Origin of the sequence: Parvimonas micra (genome assembly GCF_037482165.1) — a bacterium.
Taxonomy (GTDB): Bacteria; Bacillota; Clostridia; order Tissierellales; family Peptoniphilaceae; genus Parvimonas.
This window is the reverse complement of sequence record NZ_CP148048.1, coordinates 313,838-328,904: the sequence shown is the minus strand read 5'-3', so window position 1 is coordinate 328,904 and position 15,067 is coordinate 313,838. Positions and strand designations below refer to the sequence as shown.

The 15,067-nt window shown below is 27.0% G+C and carries 16 protein-coding genes, 4 tRNA genes and 1 rRNA gene; 2 read left to right on the top strand and 19 right to left on the bottom strand.

Annotated elements, in window-relative coordinates:
• Positions 1-3: 3 nt before the first annotated feature.
• The 5 genes from WFJ11_RS01580 to WFJ11_RS01560 all read right to left on the bottom strand — a co-directional run bounded on the left by WFJ11_RS01580 (position 4) and on the right by WFJ11_RS01560 (position 3,952).
• Entirely contained in the window at positions 4-504 is a 501-nt protein-coding gene (locus tag WFJ11_RS01580) for a dihydrofolate reductase (RefSeq protein ID WP_293440159.1), read from the bottom strand.
• 180 nt (positions 505-684) lie between these two features.
• Positions 685-1,365 (bottom strand): DUF1980 domain-containing protein, encoded by a 681-nt coding sequence (locus tag WFJ11_RS01575; RefSeq protein ID WP_293440157.1) that lies wholly within the window; start codon positions 1,363-1,365, stop codon positions 685-687.
• Positions 1,358-2,176, bottom strand: a complete 819-nt coding sequence (locus tag WFJ11_RS01570) for a metal ABC transporter permease (RefSeq protein ID WP_293440155.1) — start codon at positions 2,174-2,176, stop codon at positions 1,358-1,360. Before WFJ11_RS01570 ends, WFJ11_RS01575 begins: the two co-directional genes overlap by 8 nt.
• Complete coding sequence (locus tag WFJ11_RS01565; RefSeq protein ID WP_293440153.1) at positions 2,169-2,840, bottom strand: metal ABC transporter ATP-binding protein; 672 nt, start codon at positions 2,838-2,840, stop codon at positions 2,169-2,171. Before WFJ11_RS01565 ends, WFJ11_RS01570 begins: the two co-directional genes overlap by 8 nt.
• Positions 2,840-3,952 carry a metal ABC transporter substrate-binding protein gene (locus WFJ11_RS01560; protein ID WP_009372496.1) on the bottom strand — a complete coding sequence of 371 codons (1,113 nt, stop codon included), beginning with the start codon at positions 3,950-3,952 and terminating at the stop codon, positions 2,840-2,842. Before WFJ11_RS01560 ends, WFJ11_RS01565 begins: the two co-directional genes overlap by 1 nt.
• 248 nt (positions 3,953-4,200) lie before the next feature.
• On the opposite strand from WFJ11_RS01560, the gene WFJ11_RS01555 reads away from it, so the two are divergent.
• Positions 4,201-4,980, top strand: coding sequence for a hypothetical protein (locus tag WFJ11_RS01555; RefSeq protein WP_338817541.1), 780 nt, complete (start codon positions 4,201-4,203; stop codon positions 4,978-4,980).
• A 19-nt stretch (positions 4,981-4,999) separates the two neighbouring features.
• Positions 5,000-6,481 carry a nicotinate phosphoribosyltransferase gene (locus tag WFJ11_RS01550; RefSeq protein WP_293440148.1) on the top strand — a complete coding sequence of 494 codons (1,482 nt, stop codon included), beginning with the start codon at positions 5,000-5,002 and terminating at the stop codon, positions 6,479-6,481.
• Positions 6,482-6,547: 66 nt separating this feature from the next.
• Here WFJ11_RS01550 and WFJ11_RS01545 read toward each other — a convergent pair whose 3' ends face one another.
• The 14 genes from WFJ11_RS01545 to rrf all read right to left on the bottom strand — a co-directional run bounded on the left by WFJ11_RS01545 (position 6,548) and on the right by rrf (position 15,002).
• Positions 6,548-8,248, bottom strand: coding sequence for a hypothetical protein (locus WFJ11_RS01545; protein ID WP_293440146.1), 1,701 nt, complete (start codon positions 8,246-8,248; stop codon positions 6,548-6,550).
• A complete protein-coding gene (locus tag WFJ11_RS01540) occupies positions 8,235-8,966 on the bottom strand; it encodes an ABC transporter ATP-binding protein (RefSeq protein ID WP_009372732.1) in 732 nt (243 codons plus the stop codon). Before WFJ11_RS01540 ends, WFJ11_RS01545 begins: the two co-directional genes overlap by 14 nt.
• Positions 8,967-9,096: 130 nt before the next feature.
• The gene (locus WFJ11_RS01535; RefSeq protein ID WP_338817540.1) at positions 9,097-9,825 is read right to left on the bottom strand and encodes a DNA/RNA non-specific endonuclease; all 729 of its coding nucleotides are present in this window, start codon (positions 9,823-9,825) and stop codon (positions 9,097-9,099) included.
• A complete protein-coding gene (locus tag WFJ11_RS01530) occupies positions 9,818-10,237 on the bottom strand; it encodes a hypothetical protein (RefSeq protein WP_338817539.1) in 420 nt (139 codons plus the stop codon). Before WFJ11_RS01530 ends, WFJ11_RS01535 begins: the two co-directional genes overlap by 8 nt.
• Positions 10,234-10,701 carry a tRNA adenosine(34) deaminase TadA gene (gene tadA, locus WFJ11_RS01525; protein ID WP_338817538.1) on the bottom strand — a complete coding sequence of 156 codons (468 nt, stop codon included), beginning with the start codon at positions 10,699-10,701 and terminating at the stop codon, positions 10,234-10,236. Before tadA ends, WFJ11_RS01530 begins: the two co-directional genes overlap by 4 nt.
• Positions 10,694-11,203 carry a nucleoside-triphosphatase gene (locus WFJ11_RS01520; RefSeq protein WP_323988134.1) on the bottom strand — a complete coding sequence of 170 codons (510 nt, stop codon included), beginning with the start codon at positions 11,201-11,203 and terminating at the stop codon, positions 10,694-10,696. The genes tadA and WFJ11_RS01520 overlap by 8 nt, the downstream gene beginning before the upstream one ends.
• The gene (gene truA / locus WFJ11_RS01515; RefSeq protein ID WP_338817537.1) at positions 11,190-11,933 is read right to left on the bottom strand and encodes a tRNA pseudouridine(38-40) synthase TruA; all 744 of its coding nucleotides are present in this window, start codon (positions 11,931-11,933) and stop codon (positions 11,190-11,192) included. Before truA ends, WFJ11_RS01520 begins: the two co-directional genes overlap by 14 nt.
• Before the next feature lie 147 nt (positions 11,934-12,080).
• Positions 12,081-13,625: a cardiolipin synthase gene (gene cls / locus WFJ11_RS01510; protein ID WP_338817536.1), complete on the bottom strand. Its 1,545-nt coding sequence runs from the start codon at positions 13,623-13,625 to the stop codon at positions 12,081-12,083.
• 113 nt (positions 13,626-13,738) lie between these two features.
• Positions 13,739-13,813, bottom strand: a tRNA-Arg gene (locus WFJ11_RS01505).
• Positions 13,814-13,827: 14 nt separating this feature from the next.
• Positions 13,828-14,469, bottom strand: a complete 642-nt coding sequence (locus tag WFJ11_RS01500; RefSeq protein WP_338817535.1) for an epoxyqueuosine reductase QueH — start codon at positions 14,467-14,469, stop codon at positions 13,828-13,830.
• 156 nt (positions 14,470-14,625) lie between these two features.
• Positions 14,626-14,702, bottom strand: a tRNA-Met gene (locus WFJ11_RS01495).
• A gap of 15 nt (positions 14,703-14,717) precedes the next feature.
• Positions 14,718-14,806, bottom strand: a tRNA-Leu gene (locus WFJ11_RS01490).
• A 5-nt stretch (positions 14,807-14,811) separates the two neighbouring features.
• Positions 14,812-14,886: transfer RNA gene (locus tag WFJ11_RS01485), tRNA-Asn, on the bottom strand.
• Positions 14,887-15,002 (bottom strand): 5S ribosomal RNA (gene rrf / locus WFJ11_RS01480).
• Positions 15,003-15,067 lie beyond the last annotated feature (65 nt).

Sequence of the window (15,067 nt, the reverse complement as noted above, 5' to 3'; positions counted from 1 at the left end):
ATATTAAATCCTTTCATAAGTGTAAAAAGTTAATGTTGGATTTTGACTTTCTCCTTTAATTTTTTCAGTAACTTTCCAAATAGTTTCGTCAATTTTAGGAAAATGACTATCCGCTTCTATTATTTCTTTTTCTTCATATTTTGTAATATACATTCTTGAACAAAAATCAATTAATTGTTTATAAATACTCATTCCCCCACAAACAAAAAATTTTTCTTTTGGATTTTCTTTTACAAATTCAATCAAATCTTTTATATTTTTAAAAGTATTTACTCCTTCAAAAGAAAAATTACTATTTGTCAAAACAATATTTTTTCTTTTTGGAAGCGGTTTAATTTTAAAACCTTCAAAGGTTTTTCTCCCACAAATTATTGAATTGCCACAAGTTTTTTCTTTAAAAAAATTCATATCTTCTTTTAGAAAATACAATAAATTATTATCCTTGCCTATTGCATTAGTTTTTTCAGTAATTGCAACTATTAAATATAAATTATCTAATACCATATTTTTATCCTTTTTATTTTTTATTAAATCACAACTCCTTTTAATAACTATTTTCCGTTGTTGCGATGAAATTATTATACCACAATTCTATATTTTAATCTAATTTTTGTTATTAAGATGTGATATTTATACCCTTAAAAATAAATTATTTTACAAAAAAATTGGAGATATTATCTCCAATTAGTTTTGAAAATGAATTAATTTTCCTTTTGGTTCTATTTCTTTTATCTCAATAAGTTTAAGTTTTACAACTTTTCCAGTTTTATATTTATCGATTATTACTTCACCAATCATTTCATACCATTTATCCTTTTCAGGATATTTTCCATCAGTAATATATTCAAATCCAATTACGCTATCATTATAACAACAACCTGGACCTTCTCGTAAAATTGCATAAATGACTTCTCCGGTATCTTTGTCTTCAAATCTAACATTTTGCCCAGAAATTCTAACTTTCTTGCCAACATATTCATCTTTATTTACATAAATATCATTTACAAGAGCTAAAAAAATTCCATCAGAAATATTTATTATTCCATCTTTTGAATCGGCATCTCTTTTTTCATTTAATTGTTCTTTAGTAAGTTCATCCTTTTTCTCTGGTTGTTTGTATTCATCTTTTGAATTATCTTGATTTTGATATCTATCAATTTTATAATCGTCAGGATTTTGATTTTTATCAGTTTCAGTAGATTTTTTATCTTTATCTGTTCCTGCATTTTCAGGATCATCTTTTAAAGCACTTTTTAAATCATTTTTATTCTCTTTATTTTTTATAAAATTACTATTACCATCAGCCTTTGAACAAGAACAAAATAAAAGACAAGATAATATTAAACTTAATACTTTTTTATTCACTGATAAACCTCCTTACTATACAAGATAAAATAAATAAAACTAAATTGACTAAAACTACACTAGCTCCTGTTGGAGTTGAGTAGATATATGATAAAGTTATTCCAATAAACAATGCTATTACGGAAATTATAACTGATGAGATTACAACTACTTTATAGCTTTTAAAAATTCGCATAGAAGTCATTGCAGGGAATATAATTAAGCACGAAATAAGCATACTTCCCATAAATTTCATCCCAATAACTATAGTTACTGATATTAAAATTGTAACTAAAGTATTATATAAACTTACATTTACTCCGCTTGCCTTTGCAAAATCTTCATCAATAGTTATAGTATATATTTTATTATACAACAAAATATATGAAATTAAAACTATTATCCCTAAAACAAAGCTGATATACATATCACTTCTTTTCATAATCAATATACTTCCAAATAAGTAGTTACAGACATCCACATTTAATCCCTTAGTTACAGCAGTAAATGTTACACCTATAGAAACTGATACACAACTCAATAGAGCAATTGCTGTATCACTACTAATATTATATTTTTCTCCATACTTTAAAAGAATAATTCCCGCTATAATTACTATAGGCATTGAAAATTCTATTGGAGAAATGTCAAAAGAAAGAGCAATTGAAAGTGCTGCAAATGAAACATTAGAAAGTCCAACACCTATCATTGCATATCTTTTCAAGACTAGAGTTATTCCAAGTAATGCAGAGCTTATAGAAATCAAAAGTCCAACGAATATTGCTTTAACCATAAAGGGATAACTTAACATTTCTGAAATTAAACTAATCAAAATTTATTTCCCCCTTTTCATATTTTTCCCAAACATTTTCTATGACTTTATTTTCCTTTCCTAAAATTAAAGCTCTATTAGAATATTTAAAAGCTTCCTCATCATGACTTATCATAACAATAGTAAGTCCTTCTCTATTTAGTTTTTCTAAAATATCATATAACATTTTTCTAACATTAATATCTAAAGAATTTGTAGGTTCATCTAAAAATATTATCTTTTCAGATACACAAAGACATCTACAAAGTAAAACCCTTTGTCTTTGCCCTATTGAAAGTGAACTTATGCTCTTATCTTTAATATCCCAAAGATTTAATTTTTTTAAATTTTCTTTAACAACTTCAGTATCTTTTGAATTATAGAAAAACTTAGAATAAACAGCTCTTGAAGATAAAACAAATTCCCATATTGTTGATGGGAATTCTTTTTTTAATAAAACTTCTTGAGACATATATCCACAAATTCTAAAATTTTTCTTTATTTCTCCTGAAGAGATATTTTTTAAACCTAAAATTCCTTTTAATAATGTAGATTTTCCTACTCCGTTTTTTCCTAAGATGAGGAAGAAATCTCCCTCATCAACGGAAAAACTTAAATCTTCAATTATTTTATTATTTTTGTAAAAAATATTTAAATTTTCACAAACTAACATTTTTTCTTTCATTAATTAAGTCCTTCTTTTAATGCCTCCACATTTTGTTTCATAAGATCTATATAAGTTATACCCTTATCGAACTCTTCTTTAGTTACAGTATGAATTGAGTGTAAAAGTTTAACTTTTGCTCCTGAATCTTTTGCTACAGTTTCAGCCATTTCTCCTTTTCCCATTTCAATATGATAAACTACTGGGATTTTATTTTCTTTTACATAATCAACCATTTTCTTTATTTGTCCAGCACTTGCTGTTGATTCTACACTACAACCTGAGAATAAAGCTCTATATTCTAATCCTAAATCAGAAAATAAATATCTGAAAGGAAATCTATCAGCTATAACAACTTTTTTAATCTTTGCATTATCAACAACATCATGTAATTCTTTATCTACGCCTTCAAGTTGTTTAATGTAATTATTAGCATTTTCTTTATAGAATTCTGCATTATCTGGGTCTTTTTCAACCAATGCATCAGTTATTGTTTTAACCATTTGAATAGCATTTTTTGGTGAAGTCCAATAATGTGGATCCATTTCTTTTTCTGAATCATGATCATGATGTTCTTCATGTTCATCTTTTTCGTCTTTATCATTATGATTATGTTCTTTTTCATTTTTATGATTGTGCTTTTCTTCTTTTTCATGGTCGTGGTCATGATCTTTTTCATCATGATCTTCATCTTTATCATCATGGTCATGATCGTGATCATGTTCATGTTTCATTCCTTCAACTGTTTCTTCTTCAAGCTGTTTAATACCATCAACCAATTTTACTACTTTTTTATTTTGCATATCTATACTTTTTGTCAAAGTATCAACCCATTTATCATGTTCAGTTCCACCATAAATAAAAACATCTGAATTTTCAACTGTTTTTATATCTTGCGGAGTAGGACTAAATGAATGAACGTCTACCGCTGGTTTTACCAGTAATTCTAAATCAACTTTATCTTTTGCAATGGCTCTTGCCATATCATATTCTGGAAAAATTGTAGTTACAACTTTTAATTTAGGTTTTTTTGTTTCCTCTTTTTCTTTTTTCTCAGTTTTTGCAGTACAACCTGTAATTAAAACTGCACCTGCTAATATTAATCCAAAAACTTTTTTTGAAATATTTTTCATATTGTACCCCCTATTTAAGAAATTTTAAAAATTAAAATTTCAAGCATAATTCTAATTCTTTTATATTGTATCACAAAAATAAAAAATTATCCATATAAATAAGAATAATTTTTATTTACATTTAGAAAAATTTAAATTTTTAATAATGAAATTAAGTTTAAGGTAAATTTGTTTTTATCATAATAGAAAAAAAATACTAAAAGTGTTATAATAAGAATCGATATAATAAATAAGCTTAAGGGGGATTTATGAAAACAATATTTGAAAAGCAACATTTGAAATTTACTCGTAAAGATGGAAGTCTTTTAACAGTAAAAAAAGATGGAGTATCTTATGAAGATACAAAGAAAGAAAAGAAAAGTTTTGATATCTCATTTGATGAAATTTCTTATATAATAGCTCTTAGCTATTGTAATTCTAATTCAAACTATAACTTGTTATTTGAAAAAAAAGATAAGTCAACACCAATAGACTTTATATCTGACACTACAATTATAAATGATTGTCACAACATTTTAGAAACTAAATCTATACTTTTAGCACATGCTGCATATAAACTTACAAAAGATTTTCCAAATAATCTTGATACTTTAGATATAGATTTAGCTCGTAGTTTGAAAGAAAAAGCTATTCGTATTTCTAATGGTGTTATCTCCGGAGCAAAGCATAGCATAAATATTAATGAAATTCGTAGAGTACAATGTGCATCAAATGGTACAATTTCAAACCTTTTAATATACAAAAAGGAGAAAAAAACATTCTGGAATATTCCTGATATGAGAATTCCTTGTAACGAAATTACTTTACCTCTAATTGAGGCAATTGTTACAAGAAATACCGGAAATGGAATTGATTTTTCTTGGGGAAACGGTTTTGATCAAAAAAATAGTAACTATATAATAATGAGATATATGGATTCTAACTTTTTTATAAATAATGACGGTACTTTTGATACAGAGTGGCAAAAACAAATATATAATAGAATTCGTATATTTGATCATGATCTTGAATACTTATTAAATAAATAAATTTCTATGGAGGTATTTTATGAACAGAAATTTTAGTAAATTCAATATTTCAATTCTTTCAGATTTTTATGAATACACTATGGCTCAAGGATATTTTAATGAAAATTTGGATAATAAAGTTACTTATTTTGACATTTTTTATAGAAAAAATCCTGATAGTGCTAGTTATGCAATTTTTGCTGGCTTAGAACATTTAACTGAAATACTTAATTCAATGAAATTTAATGATGAAGATATAGAATATTTTAAATCTTTAAATACTTTTGATGATAAATTTTTAAATTTTTTAAAAAACTTTAAATTTGAATGTGATATCTGGTCAGTTCCTGAAGGAAGTGTAATCTTTCCTTATGAACCTATAATGACCGTTAGAGGTCCTGCAGTTCAAGCTCAATTAATAGAAACAATAGCTTTATTAATAATAAATCATGAAAGTTTAATAGCAACTAAATCCAATAGAATAAAAAGAGCTGCTAAAGGTAGAGCTGTTATGGAATTTGGAGCAAGACGTGCACAGGGAATTGATGCTTCTGTATACGGAGCAAAAGCCTCTTATATTGCAGGTGTAGATGGTACTTCTAATGTATTAACTGGAAAATTATTTGATATTCCAGTTCTTGGTACTATGGCTCACTCTTGGGTACAAATGTTTGATACTGAATTGGAAGCTTTTAAAGCTTTTGCAAAATCTTTCCCAAATAATTGTGTCTTGCTTGTTGATACTTATAATACCTTACAATCAGGTATTCCAAATGCAATAAAAACTTTTGATGAAATTCTTAAACCTATGGGAATAAGGCCAAAAGGAATTAGACTTGACAGTGGTGACTTAGCCTATCTTTCAAAACAAGCTAGAAAAATGTTAGATGATGCTGGATATGAAGATGCACAAATTGTAGTTTCAAACTCACTAGACGAATATACTATTAGAGATTTATTACACCAAGGAGCTCAAATTGATTCATTTGGTATTGGTGAAAGACTTATAACTTCAAAAACTCATCCAGTTTTTGGTGGAGTTTATAAATTAGTAGCAATTGAAGAAGACGGAAAGATTATTCCAAAGATTAAAGTTTCAGAAAATGTTGATAAAATAACAACACCAGGGGTTAAAAATCTATATAGAATATATGATAAAAAGACAAAAAAAGCTGAAGCTGATTTAATTACTCTATTCGATGAAAAAATTGATGAAAGTAAACCAATTTCTATTTTTCATCCAATTTATACTTGGAAAACTACAACTTATGAAGATTATATCTTAAGACCAATGCTAAAACAAATTTTCAAAAATGGAGAGTTAATCTACAAACTTCCAGATATAAAAGAAATTAGAGAATATTGTGCAAGTGAAATTGAAAGTCTTTGGGATGAGTTTAAAAGATTTGATAATCCTCACATATATAAAGTCGATCTTTCAAAAGATTTATGGGAATTAAAAAATAATCTATTAAAAGAAACAATAAGAATATCTAAAAAAGCAAAAAAACAGAGTGAATAAATCACTCTGTTTTTCATTGTAAAAAACAAATTTAAAATTCTTAATTGATGTAATACATCATTGAAATTATAATCTTCTTAATAATCTCTTAAATAGTTTTCTGTCTATTAAATATGATATTATTGCAGTTAATAAAATAATGCATATATTAGTTAAAATAACTGCAGGTGCTTTATAATCCCATTTAATCATCTTTACAGTTACAAATATAAGTAATGCATATAATCCATAATTAATCAAAATTGAAACAAATACACTTATTCCACCAGAACCACCATTCATAGCTTCTTTTGGTGTTTTCCAATCAAAATATGGATTAATTAATCCCAAAATCATATTTAAACTTCCACTTGTAAATAAAGTTAAAGACATTCCAAGGATAACTGCAAGATATAAAATAGGATTAAAGATATATAAAATCATTGATAATAATATTACTATTATTGCAGAAATAAAGTGCAATACTTGACAAGCAATAATTCTTGACATTATATGCGTATTAATTCCTATTGGAGCAGTAGCTATTACCCAAAAAGCCTTTCCTTCTCTTGATACAGAACTTGTAGTAAGTGATGAAAGTCCACAGAAAAGTCCTAGAATAGCACCAATTCCAAATGCTATTGCTAATAAATATACTATTGGTTGGTTAGATACTGCAAAATTTACAGCAAATTTAAATTGAGATTTAAATTTAAGTCCATAATACACTGCTATACAAGACATAATAACTACCATTAAATCAATCATAACTACTTGCATAAAATATGTTGGAGTTGTTATGATTTGATTAAATTCTTTCTTTACTAATACAATAAGTTTATATTGTCTTGCATGTGCAACACCTTGTTTTTTTCTTTTTTCAATAACTGCTTTGCTTTCTTGTGAAACGACATTTACACTTCTTAAAATTTCAAGATAATTTCTCTCTGCAAAGAATTTTAATAAAAATGAAAGAATTATGCAAATAATTAATCCAATTCCTAAATTTACAACAGAAGTCATAATATCATTAGAAATAACTATTTTCTTAATCCAAACTACAAAGAAAAATATTGATGAAAGTTTTTTATCAAAATCTACAAGAATTTTTCCAAGATTAACTCCTAGGGCTGGATTTGATGCAGCTTGAGTAAAAATCATATACACAATAAATAATCCAATTGTAAATAATCCATAAATCAATTTTAAAAATCTGTTGAATATTTTACTAGTTCTAAGTAATTTACCAAAAATAAGTATTATAACCCCAGTTAATAAAATTGCCTCTAAATTAAGTAAAATCAATCCTAGAAAAGTAAAGATGTAAAAATCAATTCCCTTTCCAAGAGTATATCCAGTTACTCCAAATGCTATAACAAAAATCAAAAAGAATGATATGAAAAATGTTATTGCTAAAGAATAAATTCTTGATAAAAATATATCACTACCAGATACTGGCAAAGATAATAATATTTCAGTTTCATTATTCTTTTCAATGAATACAAAAGCTGTTGCCAATGATAAGAATAATGTTATAACAAAAATTCCTACAGAAAAAGTAGTTATACTTGCACTACCTATTGCTGTTTGAAAATTACTAGCTAAGAATTTTCCAAGTTTAGGAGCTCCCCAGATAAACATTATAGCAAGAAATATTATGCCTGCAGCACCTTGAAAACTGGCTGCTCTTTTTCCTTTTGTTTTTAAATTTTGTCTTATAGATAAAATTGCAAAAAAATCAATTGAAACAAAATATTTTATTAAAGTCCATAATTTAGATTGTTTCATCGTCAGTCAACTCCAAGAATATTCTTTCCAAATCTTCATTAGAATGATCTGCAGATTTCAATTCTGATAAACTTCCACAAAATGCAATTTTTCCTTTGTTAATAATAACTAATTTATCACAAATTTTTTCTGCAACTTCCATAACATGTGTTGAAAATATTACAGTATTTCCAGCATCAGCAAACTCTCTTAAAATGTTTTTTAAATTAAAAGAAGTTTTAACATCTAGTCCAACCATTGGTTCATCAAGAATTAAAACCTTAGGAGAAGTAATCAACGCTCCAATCAATACTAATTTTTGACGCATACCATGTGAATAACTATCTATTGTACTGTAAATTGCATCTCCTAACTCTAATTTCTTATTATACTCTTCAATTTTTTCTTTTCTGACTTCTTCATCTATACCATAAATATCAGCGATAAAATTCAAGTACTTTATTCCAGTCATTTTTGTATAAATATCTGGATTATCAGGAACATAACTAATCATTTCTTTTACCTTTATAGAGTTTTCAAGAGTATCAACTCCATTAACTGTAATTTTACCTTCTGTTTGTTCTAAAATTCCAACCAACATTTTTAGACTTGTACTCTTTCCCGCTCCATTAGGACCTAGAAATCCAAAAATTTCTCCCTCATCAATAGTAAAACTGATATTATCAACAGCTTTAACTCCTTTAGAAAAAATTTTTGTTACATTTTTGAACTGAATCATTTATAATACCTCCTTATAAAATATTAAAAAGTTTTAATTGTATCGATTAAAAACTTTTACCAGATAATTTTATCACATTTTTAGATAAAAAATCAACATTAATCTTTTAACATTATTTTATTTTTATTAATTATTTTTTCCAAGAATTTCCTGTCTTATAATCTATTTCAATATCGGGTTGGACATTAAAACAATATACATTAAATTTAATCGCCTTTCCATTATCTTCAATGGAAATGGCCTCTAGCTGAACACCTCTTGCTACAAGTTCTTTATCTACAAAAATAGGAGTTACTCTATATCTTACATGATTATTTGTTTCCTTTACATAATCAGCTATCATATTTTCAAAAGGTAACATTCCTTTTGTATTCAAATATCTTGTTCCTGTTATTAAGTTTCTTTTATTTGCATTTTCCCCTGCAAGTTGAAACCCTATCAAATGGCAACGATTATATAAATTTCCACCATCTATTCCGTTATATTTAACAGATTTCCATCCTGTTGGCTTTACTGAGGAAATATTCTCTCTTTTTGAAGTTGGCATTAAGTCTTGACCAATTATTGAATCAGCAACTCCACATCTTTTTAAGGAATCAAGTTCTGAATATTTTTCAAAAGATTCAGCAACTAGTTCACTTTTATCAAAATTTGGCTCATTATTATTTATGACCACATAAGGCTTTCCATTATATTCTGGAAGTTTGTTTATATCAAGTCCAACGATATTAGTATTACTAGTATTTTTATTTTCAACATACCTATATGTAAAAAAAGCAATAAATAATGCAATAATAATAAGTAATAAAGTTCCAAAAATCTTAATATTTTTCTTATCAATTCTAATCTTATTATTCATCTTTATTCTCCTTTACAAATATTTTTCTAGTAATTTTTTCATGGCTTTTTCCTTTAAATTCTAAAACTTCTTTTTCCTTCCAACAATCTTGTTCAAACTCATCAAATGTTTCATCAAAAGGATAATCTCTATTCCAAAAATAGACTATTATTTCATCAATAAAAGGTAAAAATTTATCTAAAAATTCTCCTTCATATAAAAATACTGAGTCTTCATCAATATCTATATTTTCATCGATAATTTCAAAATTAAATTCTATTTCCTTATATAAATCATAGCTATATTCTGTTAAAAAAATTTTTGAATTTCCAATTAATTCAAAGAGATTTTTTCTTTGCAACTCATCTTGACTTTGTCTTTTACCAAAAAACCTAATGCCATTATTTTCATCTAAACAAACTACTAATTTCATTTATTTTTCTTTTCACTCCTTAAATTTTTAAAAAAATCTTGCAAAATTTCTAAACATTCTTGTTCCAATACTCCTAGCTTTATAATTGACCTATGATTAAGTTCCTGCCTATCTAATACATTTTCGATTGAGCCACAAAAACCCCTTTTCACATCCATTACTCCAATAATTACTCTACTTATCCTACTATTTACAATAGCTCCTGCACACATGCAACAAGGTTCAAGAGTTACAAAGAGTTCAGTATCTTCAAGTCTAAAATCGCCCAGTTTTTGTCCCGCTTTATTGATAGCAATAATTTCTGCATGATAAACTCCACTTTTTCTACTCAAAACTTGATTATGTCCCCTAGCTATTACCTTATCATCTTTAACAATTACACAACCAACCGGTACTTCTCCTTTATCATAAGCCTTTTTTGCCTCTTTCAAAGCAAGACTCATAAAATACTCATCTCTATTCATAAAACTTATCCAAATCAAAAATTACAAAATTTTCTAATTTATCCAAATTTTCAATTACTGGATTTCCACCTTTCTTAAGTACTGCAAAAATTCTATTATTTTCAAAAAGAGAAATTAATTTTTTACAGTATTCTTTTAAATGTAATTCTTTATTCCCTATCTCATCAAAAACTAAAATATCATTATCTTTAAAATTTTCAATAAATTCATAACTTTTTTTCAAGAAAATCTCGTCAAAGAATTTCATTTCTTTTTCTCTTTCTCCAATAACAAATCTTTCTTCTGTTCCATATCTAAAAAGTTCAATTCGAAATTTATCAGTAATAACAAGCTCAGTCATAATTCCATCAATTTTAGAATTTTTGTAATATTTTTCTATAAAAGCATTTAAAAGTGTACTTTTCCCAACTTTAATATTACCAGTTATCAAAATGTGATTTCTACCATTATCAACTTCTCGTAAACTCTCAACTAAAAAATCTAAATCTTTAAAATTTGTCATATAAAATCTCCATTAAATAAAGACCATTTGGACTTAAAGTTACTCCAGCCTTAGTTCTGTCTTCACTATCTAAAATTTTTTCAAGTTCATCTTCTTCAATTAATCCTCTACCAATATCTACTAGAGTTCCCACCATTATTCTAACTTGATTCCTAATAAAACTTTGACCCTTAATTAAAAAAATTAAGTCATTATTTTCTTTATACATTTCAAAAGAATTAATCTCCCTAATAGGATTAGTATTCCCTGTTCTTGGACCCATAAAGGACTTAAAACTCTTTCTTCCAATAAAATATTCTTTTGCTCTTTGCATTTTATCAATATCTAAAGGATATGGAAAATTAGCCTTATAATTGTAATAAATAGGGTCCATAACTTCATCTAAATTTAAAATATATTTATATGTTTTTATCTTCGCATCAAATCTTGAATGAAAATTTTCAGAAACCTCCTTAGAATCTAAAACTCTAACTCCAATAGGCAAAAAATGATTTAAAGCGGTTTTAAAATTTAAAATTCCTACATTACTTTCAGTATGAAAATTAATTATATGTCTTAAAGAATGGACACCTCTATCAGTTCTTCCTGCTGAAATAATTTTAATATTTTCTCCGGTAATTTTTTTTAGGGCATTCTCTATCTCTCCCTGAACAGTTACAACATTTTCTTGCTTTTGAAATCCAAAAAACAAGCTTCCATCGTAACTAATTGTGAGCATAATATTTCTCATAAATATCTCCATTTTTATAATATTCTAGACTATTATTCTATCATAATATTTATAATATGTACAATTTTGAAAGTAAATCTTGTCAACATTAAATCGCTCTAATTAATACTATTTAAAAAAAACTTTTACTATGAGTAAAAGTTCTCCTTACATTAATGGTGCAAACAGCCTTAACAGCGATTGCAATATTCTTGTTATTAATTTTCTTGATTTTATCCACTCTGGAGTAATCTCTATAGATTCTTTTAAAGTATTTTCGAAATCTTCCTTAACATCCTTTACTATAGGAGTTCCAAATGTCCAAACTGCACATTCAAAGTGAAGATAAAGACTCCTGTAATCTAAATTAATACTCCCTATTACAACAAATCCATCATCACAAAGGAAATTCTTCGCATGGATAAATCCCTTTTCAAATTCATATATTTTCACTCCGTTTTCTACAAGATTTTTATAAAAAGACCTAGTAAGTAAGTGAACATATTTTTTATCTGGTATATGTGGTGTTATAATTCTAACATCAACGCCTGTTTTTGCAGCACTTATTAAAGCTTTTTCCATTTCCCAAGTTATTATTAAATAGGGTGTTGTTATATAAATATATCTATTTGCTCGTCTAATCATATTAAGATACATATTTTCACTTGTAGATTCCATAACTGGTGTTTCAGAAAAAGGAATTACTACGCCAAGATCGTCCTTAATACTGGATTTTTTTTCAAGGTCACTTTTATCATACAAACTCAAAATATCAGTATTTTCTCCAGTTGAATAGTCCCAAAGAGAAATAAACATATTTATGAAAGAGGCTACAGCATGACCTTCAAGCTTTAAAACTGAATCTTTCCAATAACCATATTTTTCGTATAAATTTATATACTCATCAGCTATATTAATTCCACCAGTATAAGCAATTTTTCCATCAATAATAGTCATTTTTCTATGAGTCCTATTATTATGTTTTGGTAAAATAATACCTTTAACTTGATTAAATTCTACAACTTTTATTCCAGAATTTCTAATGTCAGCAAGTTTTTTATTTGAAATTGTAAAAATGCTACCTAAATCATCTACAATAATTTTAACTTCTACTCCATTTTTTACTTTTCGTTTTAGTATTCTTAAAACAGAATCTAAGAAAAAACCTTCTGAAATAATAAAATATTCCATAAAAATAAACTTTTCTGCTGATTTTAAATCATTTAAATACTCATCAAAACTCTCTTCTCCTGAAGAAAAATACTTTGTTTTAGTATTAAAAAAAATTGGGCTCCCAGTCACACTATTTATATACTTAGCTTGTCTATAAACATTCATATCAGCCGCATTCAAATTTTCAATATCATAATCCTTTGAAAGATCCATTGAATCTTTAAACTTTATGGAAAAATTAAAAAGTCTTTTTTTAACAGACTTCAAAAGTCTTTTTTCTCCAAAAGTTAAATAAATTAATCCGCCTAAAAATGGAAGTACCACCACAATTAGTATCCAAGTTATTTTAAATGCTGGATTAATATTATCATTTATAATAATAAATGTGAAAATTATACCAAAAATCAAATTTGTTCCATACAAGTAAATAAAATATCTATTAAAATAGATTATAAACAATGTTAAAAGAGCTAGTTGAATTAAAACCATACAAAATATGAAAAAAATCCTACTAAAAATAAAATTAAAAAAACTTTTCATTATTTTCTCCTATGCAAAAACAGTGAAATTTCTATTTCCACATAACTCTTTATGTCATATGGGTGTTTGTTTATTCACTATAAATAAAAAGTACATTTAATAATGTACTTTCTTGGCGTTCTTGGCGGGAATCGAACCCACAACGGTCCCTTAGGAGGGGACTGTTATATCCGTTTAACTACAAGAACATAAGAAAAGAAGGCTATGAGCTTTCTTTTAATTTTTTAAATTCTTCTCTCTCCATCTTAGAAAAGATACAACCACAATAATCTTGCCTATACATTCCAAACATCAAAGAAAGTTCAACACTCCTTTTATATCCATTTCTCTTTTTAAAATCAGACGGAAGATGCTTTACTCCAACTTCTTCAGCAATTTTCTGTCCTATCTGATTTAAAATTTGTGAATTTTTATGAGGACTAATTGTGAGCGTTGTTGTAAAATAGTCAAAATTTTCAGATTTTGCTAATAGTGCAGCTTCTCTTAATCGTAATTCATAACAATTGTGGCAACGAACAGAACCCTCTTTCATTTTTTCCATTCCCTTTACAATTTTATAAAATCTATCAACATCATACTTACCAACAACCATATTTATAGGATATTTCCCATTAATTTTTTTAATCAATTTTCTTTGCTCTTCAACTCTAAAAAAATATTCTTCTTTAGGGTAAATATTTGGATTATAGTAAAAAATTGTAATTCTAAAATAATTAGACAAATATTCAAGACAATAACTACTACAAGGTCCACAACATGAATGTAGTAGAAGAGTTGGAACAATATTATTTTTTTCATTTTCTTTTATTATATTGTCTAATAATAATTGATAATTCTCTTTCATATTTGCCTCCTTATCATATAATTTTAACACAAATATGCTTTAAAATCAAATCTTGAGTAATTATATAATATAATAATATAATAATATAATATAAATTTTTTATTCAATTTAAGCCAACTTTTGTACAAAAAAAGAATAATCTTTCGATTATTCTTATGGTTGCGGGAGCAGGATTTGAACCTACGACCTTCGGGTTATGAGCCCGACGAGCTACCAAACTGCTCCATCCCGCGATATAAAAACTAAACTGGTGCCGAGGACCGGAATCGAACCGGTACGATGAGTTAACATCGCAGGATTTTAAGTCCTGTGCGTCTGCCAGTTCCGCCACCCCGGCACAATTGGCTCCCAGGGTGGGGCTCGAACCCACAACCTACCGGTTAACAGCCGGGTGCTCCACCATTGAGCTACCTAGGAGTTTGGCTGTTTTCTATTCTCCCAGTACGAGATGTACTAGTACCTTCGACGTTTAGGAACTTAACTTCTGTGTTCGAGATGGGAACAGGTGTATCCTCCTAGCCATCACAGCCATACTTGTTTACTTTTGTACTTTTTCTTTTCTTTTCATATATTTCTGTTTAAAACCCCTACAACTAAA